This window comes from Microcystis flos-aquae FACHB-1344, assembly GCF_014698375.1.
Lineage (GTDB): Bacteria > Cyanobacteriota > Cyanobacteriia > Cyanobacteriales > Microcystaceae > Microcystis > Microcystis aeruginosa.
Genome location: NZ_JACJSW010000092.1, coordinates 12959 through 27128, shown reverse-complemented (window position 1 = coordinate 27128; position 14170 = coordinate 12959). Strand labels below are relative to the sequence as shown.

General features: G+C 41.5%; 18 protein-coding genes and 1 tRNA gene. 3 read left to right on the top strand and 16 right to left on the bottom strand.

Annotated elements, in window-relative coordinates:
- Positions 1-57: 57 nt before the first annotated feature.
- The 8 genes from H6G48_RS07140 to H6G48_RS26795 all read right to left on the bottom strand — a co-directional run bounded on the left by H6G48_RS07140 (position 58) and on the right by H6G48_RS26795 (position 4371).
- A complete protein-coding gene (locus tag H6G48_RS07140) occupies positions 58-405 on the bottom strand; it encodes a putative toxin-antitoxin system toxin component, PIN family (protein WP_242034563.1) in 348 nt (115 codons plus the stop codon).
- On the bottom strand, positions 383-619 hold the full coding sequence (gene vap15 / locus H6G48_RS07135) for a type II toxin-antitoxin system VapB15 family antitoxin (RefSeq protein ID WP_190720486.1): 237 nt from the start codon (positions 617-619) through the stop codon (positions 383-385). Before vap15 ends, H6G48_RS07140 begins: the two co-directional genes overlap by 23 nt.
- Positions 620-915: 296 nt before the next feature.
- Positions 916-1113, bottom strand: coding sequence for a DUF2283 domain-containing protein (locus H6G48_RS07130; RefSeq protein WP_008198105.1), 198 nt, complete (start codon positions 1111-1113; stop codon positions 916-918).
- Positions 1100-1360: a DUF4258 domain-containing protein gene (locus H6G48_RS07125; protein WP_002793552.1), complete on the bottom strand. Its 261-nt coding sequence runs from the start codon at positions 1358-1360 to the stop codon at positions 1100-1102. The genes H6G48_RS07130 and H6G48_RS07125 overlap by 14 nt, the downstream gene beginning before the upstream one ends.
- 188 nt (positions 1361-1548) lie before the next feature.
- Positions 1549-1677, bottom strand: a complete 129-nt coding sequence (locus tag H6G48_RS26800; protein ID WP_277752979.1) for a hypothetical protein — start codon at positions 1675-1677, stop codon at positions 1549-1551.
- 121 nt (positions 1678-1798) lie between these two features.
- On the bottom strand, positions 1799-3718 hold the full coding sequence (locus H6G48_RS07120; RefSeq protein WP_190720483.1) for a serine/threonine-protein kinase: 1920 nt from the start codon (positions 3716-3718) through the stop codon (positions 1799-1801).
- A 198-nt stretch (positions 3719-3916) separates the two neighbouring features.
- Positions 3917-4237: a hemolysin XhlA family protein gene (locus H6G48_RS07115; RefSeq protein ID WP_002734355.1), complete on the bottom strand. Its 321-nt coding sequence runs from the start codon at positions 4235-4237 to the stop codon at positions 3917-3919.
- Between the two features lie 11 nt (positions 4238-4248).
- On the bottom strand, positions 4249-4371 hold the full coding sequence (locus tag H6G48_RS26795) for a hypothetical protein (protein WP_002800399.1): 123 nt from the start codon (positions 4369-4371) through the stop codon (positions 4249-4251).
- Positions 4372-4523: 152 nt separating this feature from the next.
- On the opposite strand from H6G48_RS26795, the gene H6G48_RS07110 reads away from it, so the two are divergent.
- A complete protein-coding gene (locus H6G48_RS07110; RefSeq protein ID WP_002800398.1) occupies positions 4524-4739 on the top strand; it encodes a hypothetical protein in 216 nt (71 codons plus the stop codon).
- A gap of 76 nt (positions 4740-4815) precedes the next feature.
- Here H6G48_RS07110 and H6G48_RS07105 read toward each other — a convergent pair whose 3' ends face one another.
- The 3 genes from H6G48_RS07105 to H6G48_RS07095 form a co-directional block, all read right to left on the bottom strand.
- Positions 4816-6240, bottom strand: coding sequence for an AAA-like domain-containing protein (locus H6G48_RS07105; protein WP_190720482.1), 1425 nt, complete (start codon positions 6238-6240; stop codon positions 4816-4818).
- Positions 6241-6429: 189 nt separating this feature from the next.
- Positions 6430-6777 carry a YkgJ family cysteine cluster protein gene (locus H6G48_RS07100; protein ID WP_190720481.1) on the bottom strand — a complete coding sequence of 116 codons (348 nt, stop codon included), beginning with the start codon at positions 6775-6777 and terminating at the stop codon, positions 6430-6432.
- Positions 6778-6934: 157 nt separating this feature from the next.
- Positions 6935-7006 (bottom strand) — tRNA-Val (locus H6G48_RS07095).
- 81 nt (positions 7007-7087) lie between these two features.
- Between H6G48_RS07095 and H6G48_RS07090 the strand changes: the two genes are divergently transcribed.
- Positions 7088-7624 carry a metal-binding protein gene (locus H6G48_RS07090; protein WP_002796310.1) on the top strand — a complete coding sequence of 179 codons (537 nt, stop codon included), beginning with the start codon at positions 7088-7090 and terminating at the stop codon, positions 7622-7624.
- Between the two features lie 19 nt (positions 7625-7643).
- On the opposite strand, the gene H6G48_RS07085 is transcribed toward H6G48_RS07090, so the two are convergent.
- The 5 genes from H6G48_RS07085 to pipX all read right to left on the bottom strand — a co-directional run bounded on the left by H6G48_RS07085 (position 7644) and on the right by pipX (position 12016).
- On the bottom strand, positions 7644-9164 hold the full coding sequence (locus H6G48_RS07085) for an ArnT family glycosyltransferase (protein WP_190720479.1): 1521 nt from the start codon (positions 9162-9164) through the stop codon (positions 7644-7646).
- Positions 9165-9242: 78 nt separating this feature from the next.
- A complete protein-coding gene (proC, locus tag H6G48_RS07080) occupies positions 9243-10055 on the bottom strand; it encodes a pyrroline-5-carboxylate reductase (protein ID WP_190720477.1) in 813 nt (270 codons plus the stop codon).
- Between the two features lie 132 nt (positions 10056-10187).
- The gene (locus tag H6G48_RS07075) at positions 10188-10760 is read right to left on the bottom strand and encodes a cell division protein SepF (RefSeq protein ID WP_061432398.1); all 573 of its coding nucleotides are present in this window, start codon (positions 10758-10760) and stop codon (positions 10188-10190) included.
- A 320-nt stretch (positions 10761-11080) separates the two neighbouring features.
- On the bottom strand, positions 11081-11740 hold the full coding sequence (locus H6G48_RS07070; protein WP_190720474.1) for a YggS family pyridoxal phosphate-dependent enzyme: 660 nt from the start codon (positions 11738-11740) through the stop codon (positions 11081-11083).
- A gap of 3 nt (positions 11741-11743) precedes the next feature.
- A complete protein-coding gene (pipX, locus tag H6G48_RS07065; RefSeq protein WP_190720471.1) occupies positions 11744-12016 on the bottom strand; it encodes a transcriptional coactivator PipX in 273 nt (90 codons plus the stop codon).
- 515 nt (positions 12017-12531) lie between these two features.
- Here pipX and H6G48_RS07060 point away from each other — a divergent pair.
- Complete coding sequence (locus H6G48_RS07060) at positions 12532-14073, top strand: NAD(P)H-quinone oxidoreductase subunit N (protein ID WP_190720468.1); 1542 nt, start codon at positions 12532-12534, stop codon at positions 14071-14073.
- The last annotated feature ends 97 nt before the right edge of the window (positions 14074-14170 follow it).

Below are 14170 nucleotides of genomic sequence, written 5' to 3'. Positions count from 1 at the left end.
CTCGCCTTTTCTTTGATCCGCCTCAAGCCAGGAAAACACCCCGATTTTTCTAGGGGTCTAACGGCTATGCGCCTTATCCAGCAAGCCTTTTAGTCGCCTTGTCACCCCTTGAAGGCTTTTTGTCAACGGGGAAGTCCAGATATTAATTTTTGATTTAGTCTCAATACATAACCCAATTATGCTTAAAAGTTCAAGTAATTCTTGAACTTTACTTTTGGGAAAATGCTTTTGTAATTTTGGTCTTTTGGTAACAAGGTTAATCTCATTAAGTAGCTGTGGAGAAAAAATCGGCACAAGAGTTTTTTCAATCAGTAGATATTTTAAACCAGCTAACTGTTTACCAATAAGAAAGCTAATCCAAAGGTTAGTATCAATAATAACTTTAATCGGTGGCTTGTTGTCCATAAATTTCAGCCCTAACTTCCTCCACTTCTTCGGTAATTGTCTCTAGGGAAAGCTCATCAGTTTTAAAGGTTTCTAAAAGTTGGGTTAATTTTTGATTTAAAGTTTCTTTTTCGAGTTCTTTACTGAGTTTTATTTTGTCACTTTCTGGGAGTTGTTTAACCAAATCTAAAATCTGGTCAAAGTTTAAGGTTAGTTGGTAATTTTTTTGGTTCATTTTCTCAAATTATTGTTGATTGATAAAGTTTAATTGCTCGCAGTGCATACTCAAAACAACGTTCCCGAATATCTATTTGTTTCTTCTATTCTTTTTGATAATTCACTTTTTGGGACATCTATTACTACTCTTTGCGAATTGTTTCTAGGTTTATCATTGTCATTGTTTAAATGCGCGACAGCTTATTCTCATTGCAGCAAATTACTGAAACAATTAAGCTAAAACTAATTCTAATTACTAATAACTTTTTCTCATTAATCTTCTCTTTCATAGTTCATATATCTAACCGACAGAAGCTAGGAGATTGATACCAATTCAGCAGTGGTGTCTTCTGAAATAAATTTTCGGAAGTCTAAGACTTCGATAAGAACTAGCATATCGTCATTAGAATAGTGCAAGATAACCTGTCCATTGTCTTCTGCATAACTGATAGGTTTATCCGATAACTCAATTAACAGGATATCAACATCTTTACTGTATTTAATCTTTTTCATATCTATTTGTCCTTCCAGGGTATAAAGTAATGATCAAGATAAAAGCACTAAATTCTCGACAAATAACTCGTAGAACTAAGTTTTCATTTAATCTCCTTTGAAAGATGACTTTGGATTCTGGCAATATTTCTATTTTATCAGGATTACAAATCGTATCAATAATAAATTCTGGAGAAATATTTAGTTCGTGATTAGCAAGGATGTCGATTTTAAATTTCGCATGATCGCTAAATCGAATCTCTTTCATAATTCATAATTCATAATTTATCTATCGAGTTCCCCAAAAGCTGATGTTTACATGAGCAAAACCCCTAAAATTAGACTTGATAAAAGACCTGAGATCGTTATATTCTACAGGTAACAAGCTTTTGCACGAGAGAGCCACGCCCCACGCACCAATTATATCATTCATTCTGCCTGAATATCAAACAGGAACTAGAAACCTGTTACTAGGGAGAGATTACTGCGGGGGGGATATTCGGTAGCAGTTAAATAATCATAATAAAAACCACTCCAGACACAGTAGCGGCTCTTGTAGGGTGCGTTAGTGATAGCGTAACGCACCAATTTTCTTAAGATGGTGCGTTACGGCGCAATCATAGTTTAATTATTAACAAATTTCCTTTAAGTACGCGCAAACACGCACCCTACAAGCTACTTGACGGTGTTAACTCCCTACAATAATTTAATTGGAAACACCTAATTCTTTTAGTCTATCCAGAGAGTTTTGATACCAGGTTTGATTATTTTGTTGTTGATAAAGTTTTGTTGCTTGGCGAAAATCCTTAATTGCCTTTTCATTGTCATTTAATTCTTTGTATATTAAACCGCGACTATAGTAGGCATCAGCATAGTCAGGTTTAAGTTTAATTGCTTGATTGTAGTCGGCAATCGCGCCTTGCTTATCTCCTAAATTATACTTAGCCCATCCGCGATTATTGTAGGGAAAAGCAAAGTCGGGATTGAGTTTAATGGCTTGATTGTAGTCGGCAATCGCGCCTTGTTTATCTCCTAAATTATACTTAGCCCATCCGCGATTATTGTAGACATCAGCATCATCAGGATTGAGTTTAATCGCTTGATTGTAGTCCTTGATCGCTCCTTGTTTGTCTCCTAATTGAGACTTAGCAACTCCGCGCCAAAAGTAGGTATTAGCATAGTCAGGTTTAAGTTTAATCGCTTGATTGTAGTCCGCAATCGCCCCTTGATTATGTCCTAAATTATACTTAGCAAGTCCGCGAGAAATGTAGGCATCAGCATCATCAGGATTGAGTTTAATCGCTTGATTGTAGTCTGCAATCGCTCCTAGTTTATCTCCTAAATTAGACTTAGCACTTCCGCGATCATAGTAGGCATTAGCATAGTCAGGATTGATTTGAATTGCTTGATTAAAGTCCTTGATAGCCCCTTGATTATCTCCTAAATTATACTTATCAACTCCATTATTATAGTAGGCTACAGCATCGTCAGAATTGAGTTTGATCGCTTGATTTTGATCCGCAATCGCCCCTTGATTATCTCCTAAATTATAATTGCCTATACTGTAAATTGCTAGTCCGATCACCCCCCCAAATACAATCATCCCAATGCCGTTATATAGCCATTTACGTCTAGTTATTCCTGATGGATTCTTAATTTTTCTCTGAGGAGGAGGTGAAACGGGGGGAGGTTGTACTACAGATCTACTTGAGGGAGGATTATTCAACACTGTCAGAACTTCTGAAGCTGATTGATAGCGCTGACTAGACTTATCTTCTAACATCTTGTTGAGGAGATTCGCTAAAAAATCACTAATTGATCTTTTTTGCGATTTTAATACCGATTGCCATAACCATCGCCGCTGATTCACATCATAGACCGAATCAGGCAAATTACTGTTACTTTGGGGGAAACATCCTGTTAATAAACGGACACAGGTAGCGGCTAAACTATATAAATCACTAGCGGCGACTGCACTGCCCATGATATGTTCATAAGCAGCATAACCCGGAGTATATAAACCTGTCCCCATTTGGGAGGTTTGCTCTTTAATTCCCCCAAAATCAATTAACATCAATTTACCGTCACTCCGACGACGCATCAGATTATCCGGTTTGATGTCACGATGGATCAATCCTTTAGAATGGAGATAGACAAGGACTGGTAATAATTGCTGTAATATTTCCTTGATTTTCTGTTCACTAAATCTTCCTTCTCTTTGATACTCTTGAAGCAGGGTTTCTCCTTCAATAAACTCCTGCACTAAATAGAGGGAGTTCCCCTGAGAGAAGTAATCATAAACGGTGGGGATTTGTTCGTATTTTAATTCGTCTAATTTTTCCGCTTCTCTTTGAAATAACTCCTTAGACTTCTCCAGAGCAGCTCCCTGCATTTGAGCGATAAATTTTTTAATAACCCGGGGTTTTTGATTAAAATTCAAGTCCTTAGCTTGATAAGTTCTACCGAATGCGCCTTCGCCTAATACTCCGACAATGAGATAACGGCTATGAAAAGAATATGATTGGCTAGTTTGGCTTAAATTTCCGCCACATCCTTGACAATAGCTATAATGAGTCGGATTTTGAGGATGGGAACATTCGGGATTGAGACAGTAGAGGATACTCATAAATCATCTGGAGGAATTTGATTAAGTACCTAAAAAAAATTGATGATCTCATTGAGAGAAGATGTGTAGGCTCCCTTAGGCGGTTACAAATCCGGTCAAAAAACCAAAATTAACAATCCGCCGTAACGCACCAATTCTATCATTAATTCTACCTGAATATCAAACAGGAACCAGAAGCCTGTTCCGCGGCAGTGGGAGTTAGGGGTTGCTAACAGGGGGAACAGTGATGACAAAGCGGATAACAGTTCCGATAACTGCTGTTGCCAAGATGGTGATTAATGCCCAAATTTGGGCTTTCTGGGAGCCTTTAATCTCTTTTAAATCACCTTGTAAGGTGTTGAATTCTCCCTGTAATGCCTTGAGGTCTCCCTTGACTTCGGCCTCGAATCTGACTTGAACAATCCTGATCTCTGTGACATCTTTCTGGAGCGCGTCTAGCTTCTGATTGGTCTCTTTAAGATTCTGATTAATCTGGTCTAGGATTTTTCCTAAATCGGTTTCGATGGTGGGGCCGCTCATGGGTTAGACTCCTAATTAATTGGTGCTGTTGTTTCTGACTTAGATTTCAGTGTTTGAACAAATTGTAAAACTTTTTGTTGCTTTTCCAGTGTCAGTTCTCGCCATTGTTCAAGTATTTCTTCTTCTTTACCCATAAATACCTCGCTCTTCAATTATGAATTGTTGGGTTTTGAGCAAGGCTCATTAATAAAAACCACTCCAGACACAGAGGAAACAAAGATCATATCATTTTGGGTTTGCGGTGGACGTTGTAGAATAGAGAAAACCTACTACGCTGATAGATACCATGCCCTCTCCTGCTATTACCACGATCATCAAGATGGTTGAGTCTCTGCCTGATGAGCTTCAAGAGCAGTTAGTAGAGTACGTTCGAGCTTATATTGCAGAAATTGAAGAAGAAAAACGATGGGATCAGTCGTTTAAACAGACGAAGAATAATCTAGTCGCAGCAGCCCAAAAAGCCAAAGAAGAGATTGCAGCAGGATTGTCCGCACCGAGTTGATTTTCCTTGAGGATGTTTATGGTGATAACTTTAGCACTCCTAGCCTGTGTTAGCCGAGCGCCTAACGGACTATAAATTACATAGCATAGCGACTTTTTTCGGAAGTATCAAAGCGAGCAAGCGTAATTTTTTTGGCGAGGATAGAAGTTTTTTGCGGCAAAAAAACAGAACGTTGCCGGAAATATTCGCTAAAATATTGACGGTAGAGAGGACAACTGACTCGGCAAAACTTACCTTGTCGGTGAATTAGTCCGAGACTTTCTAGGTGAAAAGCGGCAATTAAATCAATTTCTATGTCTTTTTCTGCCATCACCACCTTAGCAAAGATAGCCGCTAAATTGCCTTTTAAGTATTGTAGATGCGAAAGTAAACGTTTAAGATGGTCTGCAAAAATATTACTTTCCTCCTCGATAGAAGTAGCTAGAATGGTTTCTAGGGTACAATTACCCCGATCAATATGATAGCAAGCAAGACGAATTAAATAGGGATTACCCCCTAGAAATATCCGTAATTTTTCGCAGTCAAAATTCTGATCTAATCCCTGTCTTTGACTTAATTCTCGTACTTGTGCGCTGGTAAAATTAGGCAATTCGATCGGTAAACCAAGACTAAAAGGAGATTGATAGGTATCTGAAGTTTTATCAAGCTCCTGTGCAGGGGAATAGGCAACAATTAAACGTAATTTTTGCCAGAGGGGTTTGTTTTTGCCTTCCTCGTGCCAGAGGTGGAGAATACTAAAAAATTCTTCCCTTAGCTGTGGATAGGGGAAAAGATATTCAAGATCATCAAAGGCAATCACTAAAGGGCGATCGAGATGGGAGAGAATATGCTTTTCTAGATAGATTTTACAGTTAATTTTACCACCTAAGAATTCATCCCAATCCTCTGGGAGATGATTGTCTAAATCTAACTGGCGACTAATACTAACACAAAGCCAACGCAGCCAGTGATTTAAATCTTGAAAAATTGATCTTTCTGCTAACCGAAAACTGAAATAAAGGGTATGGTATTGCTGTTGTTGTGCATGATTAATAATTCTAGTCATCAGGGAAGTTTTTCCCATTTTTCTGGCCGCATTAATCCGGATCAGACTACCCCCGCGCAATATCTCTTGATAACAAGTCTGTTCTAGATTATTTCTGTTGATATAAAAGGGGGAATTGAGGGGGACTTGTCCCTCTGGTAACTCAGGCAATAGTTGAGGATTAATAGTGTTAGTTTCTGGTAGGTTAGGACGATAATAATCGCTATTTTCTAAAGTTAAATTAAAAGCTTGAAAACAATGTTTCAGGGTTTGTTTATCCACTCCCGATTCACAAGCAAATACCTTCATCAGAGTATCTACCCCTAAAAGAGTTTTCTCGCTGAGGACTTCTAGGGTGAAACGATGACCGCGATTATCCCGATACTCCGCTTCTTGTTTGGCAGTAAGTAATTTTTCTAGTCCCGTGGAGGTGAGGATAACCCCGCGTCTGCGGCGCTGTTTTTCTGGTTTTTCCATGAGAGTTTTTCCCTGTCCTGAACTCAAACTCTGCACCCCTAGAGGTTTTGAGTTTCCTATAGACTTCTCCTCAACAGGAAAACAATCAATTCCGTAATTTTACTGGTTTAGCCATCGAGAACCTAGGAAAAATAACCAGACCACTTATTTTCTTCCCCGTCTGAGTTATTTCTGGGATAGGGGTAAATCTTAGCCTACTTGCTGACGATAGCTATTCATTTCTAGGCTATCTTCCCCATAAAGATCCTCAATGTGTTCATGACAACAATCGATCGCAAATTGATCGAATTCTCCCGGTGCAATTTGATACATTTTGGCAAAAATATCGGGTTGAACACGACAAAATTCTGGTCTCTGGTCATAAATGGTACAGAGACGGGTTTGGCGATCAAAGTGTATACACCAACCTTCTTCCCCCACCATGCTGAGATATTGACTTAATTGTGCGGGAGTCAGATATTCTTCTAAGTCAGGACGCTCATCGGGATTTAGTTGACAACAAGCTCCACAATTTTTAATACATTTCCAATTGGCCATATAACCGGTGTGCCACGATGAATTAATCCTAGTACCTACTGACTAGCTTACCAGCAATCAGTCCCAATTTTGCCTTCCAGCAGCAATTCCCCTCAATAGTTTTAATCTAACCCGGCGATCGGGAGTGAAAGCTTGACGAGGCAAGGATCGAATAAAATGGGCGTTGTAAGGGTCGAACTTACGGCATCCTGCTTGTAAGGCAGGCGCTCTACCACTGAGCTAAACGCCCGAATTAATTTCGTACTTTCTCAGTATAACATATATTTTCAAAAAAGTATATTATTTTTTTGAGCGAGTTAATTTTTTTCCGATGCCCTCTGGTCGAACTCACGATCGCATTACCCTAATTCTGCTGCCACCGATTGCGGGGGCGAGTTTTTTGGTCAGTGGCAGTGGTAAATTAACCCTATTACTGTTGGCCAGTTATTTGTTTAGCGGATTTCTGTTTGGACCGGATCTTGACATCCACTCGGTACAATACAAACGTTGGGGTTATCTGCGCTGGTTGTGGCTACCCTACCGTTCCATGATCCGTCATCGCGGTTGGTTATCCCACGGTTTATTGATCGGCACAATTTTTCGGTTATTTTACTTCGGTAGTTTTCTTTTACTAGCGGCGATCGTCATCATTCCGATCCTGCAAAGTTTCTGGGGTATAGACTGGGATTGGCGACTGTGGCCGCAGCAAGCGCTCGCATTATGGCAACAGTATCCCCGGGTAGCGATCGCTATTTTCCTGGGTTTAGAATTAGGGGCGATGAGTCATAGTTGTAGTGATTGGATCGGATCGGCCTACAAACGTTCTCGAAAAGTGGCTCAAAAACCGGTAAAAAAGAAAAAACGTTAATAGTCCGCGTCCACAATTTCTAATTAGCCTTACTTTTATATTCTTGCCAAGTTTTCGGACTGATAAAGAGAGTTCCTTTTTCTTGCTTGTCGGGAAACTGGATATAATTTTTCTCTAAATAATCCTTGAGTTTTGGTGATTGCAGAAATTCCTTTTCAAATCGATAGAGAAAAACCAAATCGGGCTGTCTTTTTTCGATAACTTCTAGGATAAAATTCCCATCAAGATTCTGATTGATAAATCTCTTTCTGGTGATGACGGCAGTTTCTGGGGGTGTTTTCAAGAAATATTGATATATATAGTGAGGATTATCGGTTAACAGAAGTTTATCGGAGTTTTTAAATTTTTCAAACACAGCTTCTGCTAAAAGAGGTTTATACCTTTTATTAAATTGAACATAGGCATTAATTGAGGGATCACGATTGGTGATTATTCTTAAGGTATTAAAGAGAAATTGACCAGACAGTGGTAGAAAAATCAGCATTTTGAGAACTAATTCCCGGGTTATTTTTCGATTTTGCCTAAATTCCCCGAGACTATCACTAATTTTTAACTGTTCGACAAACAAGGCAATTATCCAAACGGCGGGAATAATTAAGTGGATATAATAATGAGGCCAAATTGGGGCAACTGTGGCAAATCTAAATAGATTAGAACCTAACCAGACCAACGGCGGTAAAAGTGGTATTATATTGCGAGTAAAAACCATCGCTATAATAGCGATTACTGTGACGATCAGATAAATTGGTTCGTACTTTAGGGCGCTTTGCAAGAGAGTCCATAAGGTGAGATTTTCTTGAGCGAAACTAGCGGCAACACTGACATGAGATTTAATGATATTTGCGTAGGAAAAAGGAAAAATAGTCAGGGAACCCAAGACAAAGACTAAAACGACAGCGACTGACCAAATAACAATATCAATGATTCTTTTAATAAAACTATTCTGTTGATTAAGAAAAATAATTAAAGCTACAGTTGGGATAATAGTAATGCCTGAAAGTTTAATTTGCAGGGAAAAAACGAAAGCAATGGCACTGAGTAAATACAGCCCATACTTAAGCTTACCCGTGAATTGAAGGGCTTTAAAGATAATAAAAATACTTAAGATTGTAAAAAAAAGTGAGGGTAATTCCCGCAACATTGTCGTTGACAGGTTAATATACACTGGACAGGTTGAGAGAATGAATACTGATAAACAAGAGGCCAATATTCCGCAATTAACTCTCAGAATTAGATAAAAAATTACTAACATAATTGTGGACAAAGAAAGCACCATAAGGCGGGCGGCATAGAGAGTAAATCCTGTCACGCTTAACCAACCATTTAGTAAAAGAGATAAACCCGATAAATGATCGTGCCAAACTTGTTCGTAGAGATGATAACCTTGTTTAGTGACGTAGGCAAGTACCATGGCCACCGCTTCATCAAAATTAAGGATATAGGGATAATGAAGCGGGACTTTCCAGAAAACAATTCCTAGGAAAAAAACTGCAATGGCAATTAATGCCATTAAATCAAAACGATAAGATTTCTTATTCATAACTTTTTCTGGACAAGAATTGCTGCGTATCTTATCACAGATTGAGACATCAGTTATGGGTTAAAAAAGATACCAAGATTACTTTTCGGAACTACGCCCTAAATCTTTAGATCTATGATAGGCCGCCACCACTGCCTCGATAATAGTCGATCGAAAAGAGCCTTTTTCTAATTGTCTCACCCCGGCAATCGTCGTTCCCCCGGGGCTAGTGACGCGATCCTTTAATTCACCCGGATGTATGGCCGATTCTTTTAATAGGGTTGCCGTCCCCAAAACTGTTTCTAGGGCCAATTGAGACGCGATCGCTCGCGGTAATCCGGCCGCCACACCACCATCGCTTAAAGCTTCCACCATCAAGGCCACAAATGCCGGGCCCGATCCCGATAATCCCGTTACCGCGTCCATCAAAGCTTCGGGAACTTCCACCACCGTACCGACCGCAGCAAAAATATCTCTGGCTACGGCCAGATGTTCCGGTTCCGCATGACGACCGGGTGCGATCGCTGTAACCCCTTGTCCCACCGTGGCGGGGGTATTAGGCATCGTCCGGATGACGGGGCGATCGGGAAAGCCCATTTCTAAGCGATTGAGGGTAACTCCTGCTAAAATCGAGATAATCAAGGGTTTTTCGGGTATTCCCAGCAAACTATTCACTACTTGCTCTAAAATTTGCGGTTTTATCGATAAGATTAACACCTCAGTTGCTCTAGCGGCTTCCCGGTTATCCTCACTGACTTGTACTCCGTAGGTATTAACCCAAAAGTTGCGCCGTTGGGATTGGGGTTCACTGACTAACACCGTTTCGGGACTATAAATATTTTTTTTTAATAAACGGCTGAGAATGGCCTCGGCCATCACTCCACCGCCAATAATTCCTAAACGAATAGACACAGTATTATTTAAAGTAAAAAGTAAACAGAAAAAAAGGCAGATTTAGAGGTCTTACCCCCAAAAAAACGCATCCTCTCGAGAATCGATCGATTTTTAGCTTCGACAAACTTAACGAGAGGACTATGGGAGGATTCATTGAGCTAATCGACTGCTTTCGGCTCCCCAAGCAGCTGCGGGGGAAACGGGACGAGCCATTTTCGGGTTGTCGGTGATATCGTGAATAGTTCCGGAAAGGGTGCTAACTTTAACGCAGCTGGGGGTAAATAGGAAAATACTCTCACCGATGCGTTCTTGATGACCATCAATCGCGTAAGTGCCACCGGCGACAAAATCCACGGCTCTTTGTGCTTCTTCGGGATCCATGACGTTGAGGTTTAAAACCACCGATTTGCGTTCTCTCAGGGTTTGGATAACTTGGGGCATTTCCTCGAAGGAATGGGGCTCGATCACGACTACTTCTGCATTATTGTTGTTGATACCTGGCATACCGATCACGTTGCTTCTGTTGAGTCCCATAGATGTGGCTGTACTGAGATTTAAAGGTTCGCGTTGACGACGATTGAGGGGATCTTCTTCTTCGTTTTGATCCCTATCTTGGGGGGAGGACTTTTCCCAGTTCATTTCTTCGTAGTCGGTTTCGTCTTCGTCTTCTGGTTGTTCGGAGATGCCGACAAAATCTTTGAGTTTGGTAAAAATGTTGTTCACAGTCGAAGTGTCCTTCAAAAGATTTTTTAGGTGGTCTTGGCTAGAGTCGGGGTTATTTTAGTGGCCTTTAACAACTTTTGCTCTCACTTAGTACAGGAGAACTATTTTGTTCAGGGTTCGTCATTCTAGTCGTCTGGAGGCAGCGGTTAGTTCCCTCTTTTCAGTTATCAGTTATCAGGGGATAGTTTTCAGGGATTGGGAAAAAGTCAATTCCTCATTTCTAACCACCGGTTTCTAGACTGAACGCTGTAATCTTAAGATATATTGTCACCGATTATTAAAATTTCTAGGGTTTTTTTCTGTAAATTTACGGAGATGGTTCAGTAAATACGATCGCCGAAGATGCCAGTTCCCACCCGGATCAAAGTGGCTCCGGCCTTGATAGCCAGAGGATAATCGTTAGACATCCCCATGGATAGATGAGGCAGGCATAAACTAGAACTATTCTCGATTATTTGGGCTAAATCCCCGGTTTTTTCAAAGGCGGCTAACTTTTCCCCAGCCGATAATCCCTGGGGCAGAATTGTCATCAAACCCTGAATTTTTAGCTGTTGACAGTTGACTAAAGCGGGAATATCTGCTAGGAGTTCGTCCTTGTCCCAACCGAACTTATCGGGATCGGGGACAACTTTCACCTGTAGCAAAACTTGGGGATTAATCTCTAATTCCCCAGCTAGGCGATCGAGTCTTTGGGCTAATTTTAAACTATCGAGGGAATGGATTAAATCAAAAGATTCTAGGACTTTGCGGGCTTTATTTGCCTGTAGATGCCCGATAAAGTGCCAATAAATATCTGGGAGGTCTTTTAGTTCTTGCTGCTTCGAGATTGCTTCCTGTAGCTTACTTTCAGCAAAATCTCTCACTCCTGCCTGGTAAGCTTGACGGATATAATCGCTCGATACCTGTTTACTGACGGCAATCAGGCGCGTGGAGGGGGGTAGGGTAAGACGGATTGACTCGATACGACTAGCGATCGTCATGAACTAGACTGAAAAGGTTTGTTGATAAATTTGGTTGAGACTGTTAAATTCTTGCACATTACCGCGCCGTCGCCAATTCCGCAGCCGGTTTTCCACCAAAAGACGAGCATCGGAGCGACTAATCGGAGCGAACGAGACTTTTTTGGCTTCCACCGTCACCAGAAAAAAAAGACGTTGGGCATAAAGAGTGGTAAATAATTCCTGATGTTCTTCTAATAGACACACTCTGTACAATAGACCGAAAGTGGGATGATTGAGATAGGTTTCGTTACTCATTCAAGCGATCGCTAAAGGAAAAGGATTGAGCGAACTAGAAAATTTTTCAACAACAAAATCAAGCGGATGGCTCACAAACAACTGATTTTTCGGGGGTTTCCCTAGCCTGATCTTACCAGAATCCTTCAATGACAACTAACGATGCCAGTCTATGTCATGATTTCCTGAGTTTTCACTTTTTCCCTGTTAACGTGGATACATCTCGGTGACAACTTGTCACCATCAGAAATTAGCTCTGCTGCAAAAATCAAAGATTTTCCCTTAGCTGAGGAGACTCCCAGACTCCGAGACAGGAAGATAAAAAAGACAATAGACAACTATGATACCCATAAAAGCTAAGATTATCTCAAATTTATCTGGGTTTTTAGATATTTTGACCCGATAGCGGCGATCGGTGAACTGAAAACTCACATCTGATCACTGATAACTGATAACTGATCACTGAATCACTGATCAAATGCCCTAAGCTTGTATTAAGCCTTTTTTAACTTCAAATTCCTTTAACCTCAATCAATATGGATTTTTCTAGTCTTGTTGCCAGTCAGCTAAACGCCGGCGTTATCTGGCCCGAAGGAATCCTGATTATTACCCTGATGGTGATTTTAATCGGCGATTTAATCGTGGGACGAAGTGCCAGAAGTTGGCTGCCCTACGTTGCGATCGCTGGTCTGCTCGCTGCTGTGGTTGCTCTCTACTTTACCTGGGACAATCCGAAACCAGTGGCCTTTTTAGGGGCTTTTGAGGGGGATAATCTCAGTATCGTCTTTAGGGGGATTATTGCCCTTTCTACCGCCTCCACAGTGCTGATGTCTGTGCGTTATGTGGAACAAGCGGGAACCTCCCTAGCGGAATTCTTGGCCATTATGCTCACCGCAACCCTCGGGGGAATGTTCCTATCTGGCTCTAGTGAATTGGTGATGATCTTCATCTCCCTAGAAATGCTCAGTATTTCCTCCTATCTAATGACCGGTTACATGAAGCGGGATCCTCGATCGAACGAGGCCGCTTTAAAATACCTGTTAATTGGAGCTTCTAGTTCGGCGATTTTCCTCTATGGTGTTTCCCTTCTCTACGGTTTATCCGGAGGTGAAACCAGTTTAAGTGCCATTGCCCAAAAATTAACCGATGTTAACGGTGGTCAGTCCTTGGCCTTAGCGATCGCATTAGTGTTTGTGATTGCCGGTATCGCCTTCAAAATTTCGGCGGTTCCCTTTCACCAGTGGACTCCTGATGTGTACGAAGGTTCACCCACTCCCGTGGTGGCTTTCCTCTCGGTGGGTTCCAAAGCGGCCGGTTTTGCCCTAGCAATTCGCCTCTTAGTGACGGTTTTCGGTCTAGTGAGCGAACAATGGCGGTTTATCTTTATCGCTCTAGCAATTTTGAGTATGATTCTCGGCAACGTGGTCGCCTTAGCCCAAACTAGCATGAAACGGATGTTAGCCTATTCCTCGATCGGTCAGGCGGGTTTTGTCATGATTGGTTTAACCGCCGGTACTGACGCGGGTTACTCTAGCATGATTTTCTATCTGTTAATTTACCTGTTCATGAACCTAGGGGCTTTTGCCTGTGTGATTCTCTTTGCTCTGAGAACCGGAACCGATCAGATCGCTGAGTATTCGGGACTCTACCAGAAAGATCCGCTGCTAACCCTCTGTTTAAGCATCTGTCTGCTCTCTTTGGGGGGAATTCCGCCTCTAGCGGGCTTCTTTGGCAAGATTTATCTATTCTGGGCCGGTTGGCAAGCGGGACTTTATGCCCTCGTCCTCGTTGGTTTAGTCACCAGTGTGGCCTCGATTTACTACTATATCCGCGTGGTCAAAATGATGGTGGTCAAGGAACCCCAAGAGATGTCCGATGCGGTGAAAAATTACCCCGTTATCAATTGGACCCTTACCGGGATGCGTCCCCTACAGGTGGGTATTGTCCTCTCCCTAGTGGCGACTTCCCTGGCCGGTATCCTTTCCAATCCTCTCTTTACCCTAGCGACGGATTCCGTCACCACTACCCCCATCCTACAATCGGCGGCCCTGGCGACGCACATTTCCCGAGCGAATTGAGAATCTCTGTTGATTTATCGGCGTTGTCAGATCAGAATAACAACGCCTATTGTAGGGCTAATTCCGGAATTAGCCCTACACCTAATCCGTTTTTAGT

What these genes read in the sequence shown, in the direction of transcription:
- H6G48_RS07105 (WP_190720482.1), bottom strand. Translation starts at nt 6,240, where the DNA reads ATGGAAAAACCAGAAAAACAGCGCCGCAGACGCGGGGTTATCCTCACC.
- H6G48_RS07100 (WP_190720481.1), bottom strand. Translation starts at nt 6,777, where the DNA reads ATGGCCAATTGGAAATGTATTAAAAATTGTGGAGCTTGTTGTCAACTA.
- H6G48_RS07130 (WP_008198105.1), bottom strand. Translation starts at nt 1,113, where the DNA reads ATGAAAAAGATTAAATACAGTAAAGATGTTGATATCCTGTTAATTGAG.
- H6G48_RS07140 (WP_242034563.1), bottom strand. Translation starts at nt 405, where the DNA reads ATGGACAACAAGCCACCGATTAAAGTTATTATTGATACTAACCTTTGG.
- vap15 (WP_190720486.1), bottom strand. Translation starts at nt 619, where the DNA reads ATGAACCAAAAAAATTACCAACTAACCTTAAACTTTGACCAGATTTTA.
- H6G48_RS07060 (WP_190720468.1), top strand. Translation starts at nt 12,532, where the DNA reads ATGGATTTTTCTAGTCTTGTTGCCAGTCAGCTAAACGCCGGCGTTATC.
- H6G48_RS07110 (WP_002800398.1), top strand. Translation starts at nt 4,524, where the DNA reads ATGCCCTCTCCTGCTATTACCACGATCATCAAGATGGTTGAGTCTCTG.
- H6G48_RS07120 (WP_190720483.1), bottom strand. Translation starts at nt 3,718, where the DNA reads ATGAGTATCCTCTACTGTCTCAATCCCGAATGTTCCCATCCTCAAAAT.
- H6G48_RS07085 (WP_190720479.1), bottom strand. Translation starts at nt 9,164, where the DNA reads ATGAATAAGAAATCTTATCGTTTTGATTTAATGGCATTAATTGCCATT.
- pipX (WP_190720471.1), bottom strand. Translation starts at nt 12,016, where the DNA reads ATGAGTAACGAAACCTATCTCAATCATCCCACTTTCGGTCTATTGTAC.
- H6G48_RS07115 (WP_002734355.1), bottom strand. Translation starts at nt 4,237, where the DNA reads ATGAGCGGCCCCACCATCGAAACCGATTTAGGAAAAATCCTAGACCAG.
- H6G48_RS26795 (WP_002800399.1), bottom strand. Translation starts at nt 4,371, where the DNA reads ATGGGTAAAGAAGAAGAAATACTTGAACAATGGCGAGAACTGACACTG.
- H6G48_RS07125 (WP_002793552.1), bottom strand. Translation starts at nt 1,360, where the DNA reads ATGAAAGAGATTCGATTTAGCGATCATGCGAAATTTAAAATCGACATC.
- H6G48_RS07090 (WP_002796310.1), top strand. Translation starts at nt 7,088, where the DNA reads ATGCCCTCTGGTCGAACTCACGATCGCATTACCCTAATTCTGCTGCCA.
- H6G48_RS07070 (WP_190720474.1), bottom strand. Translation starts at nt 11,740, where the DNA reads ATGACGATCGCTAGTCGTATCGAGTCAATCCGTCTTACCCTACCCCCC.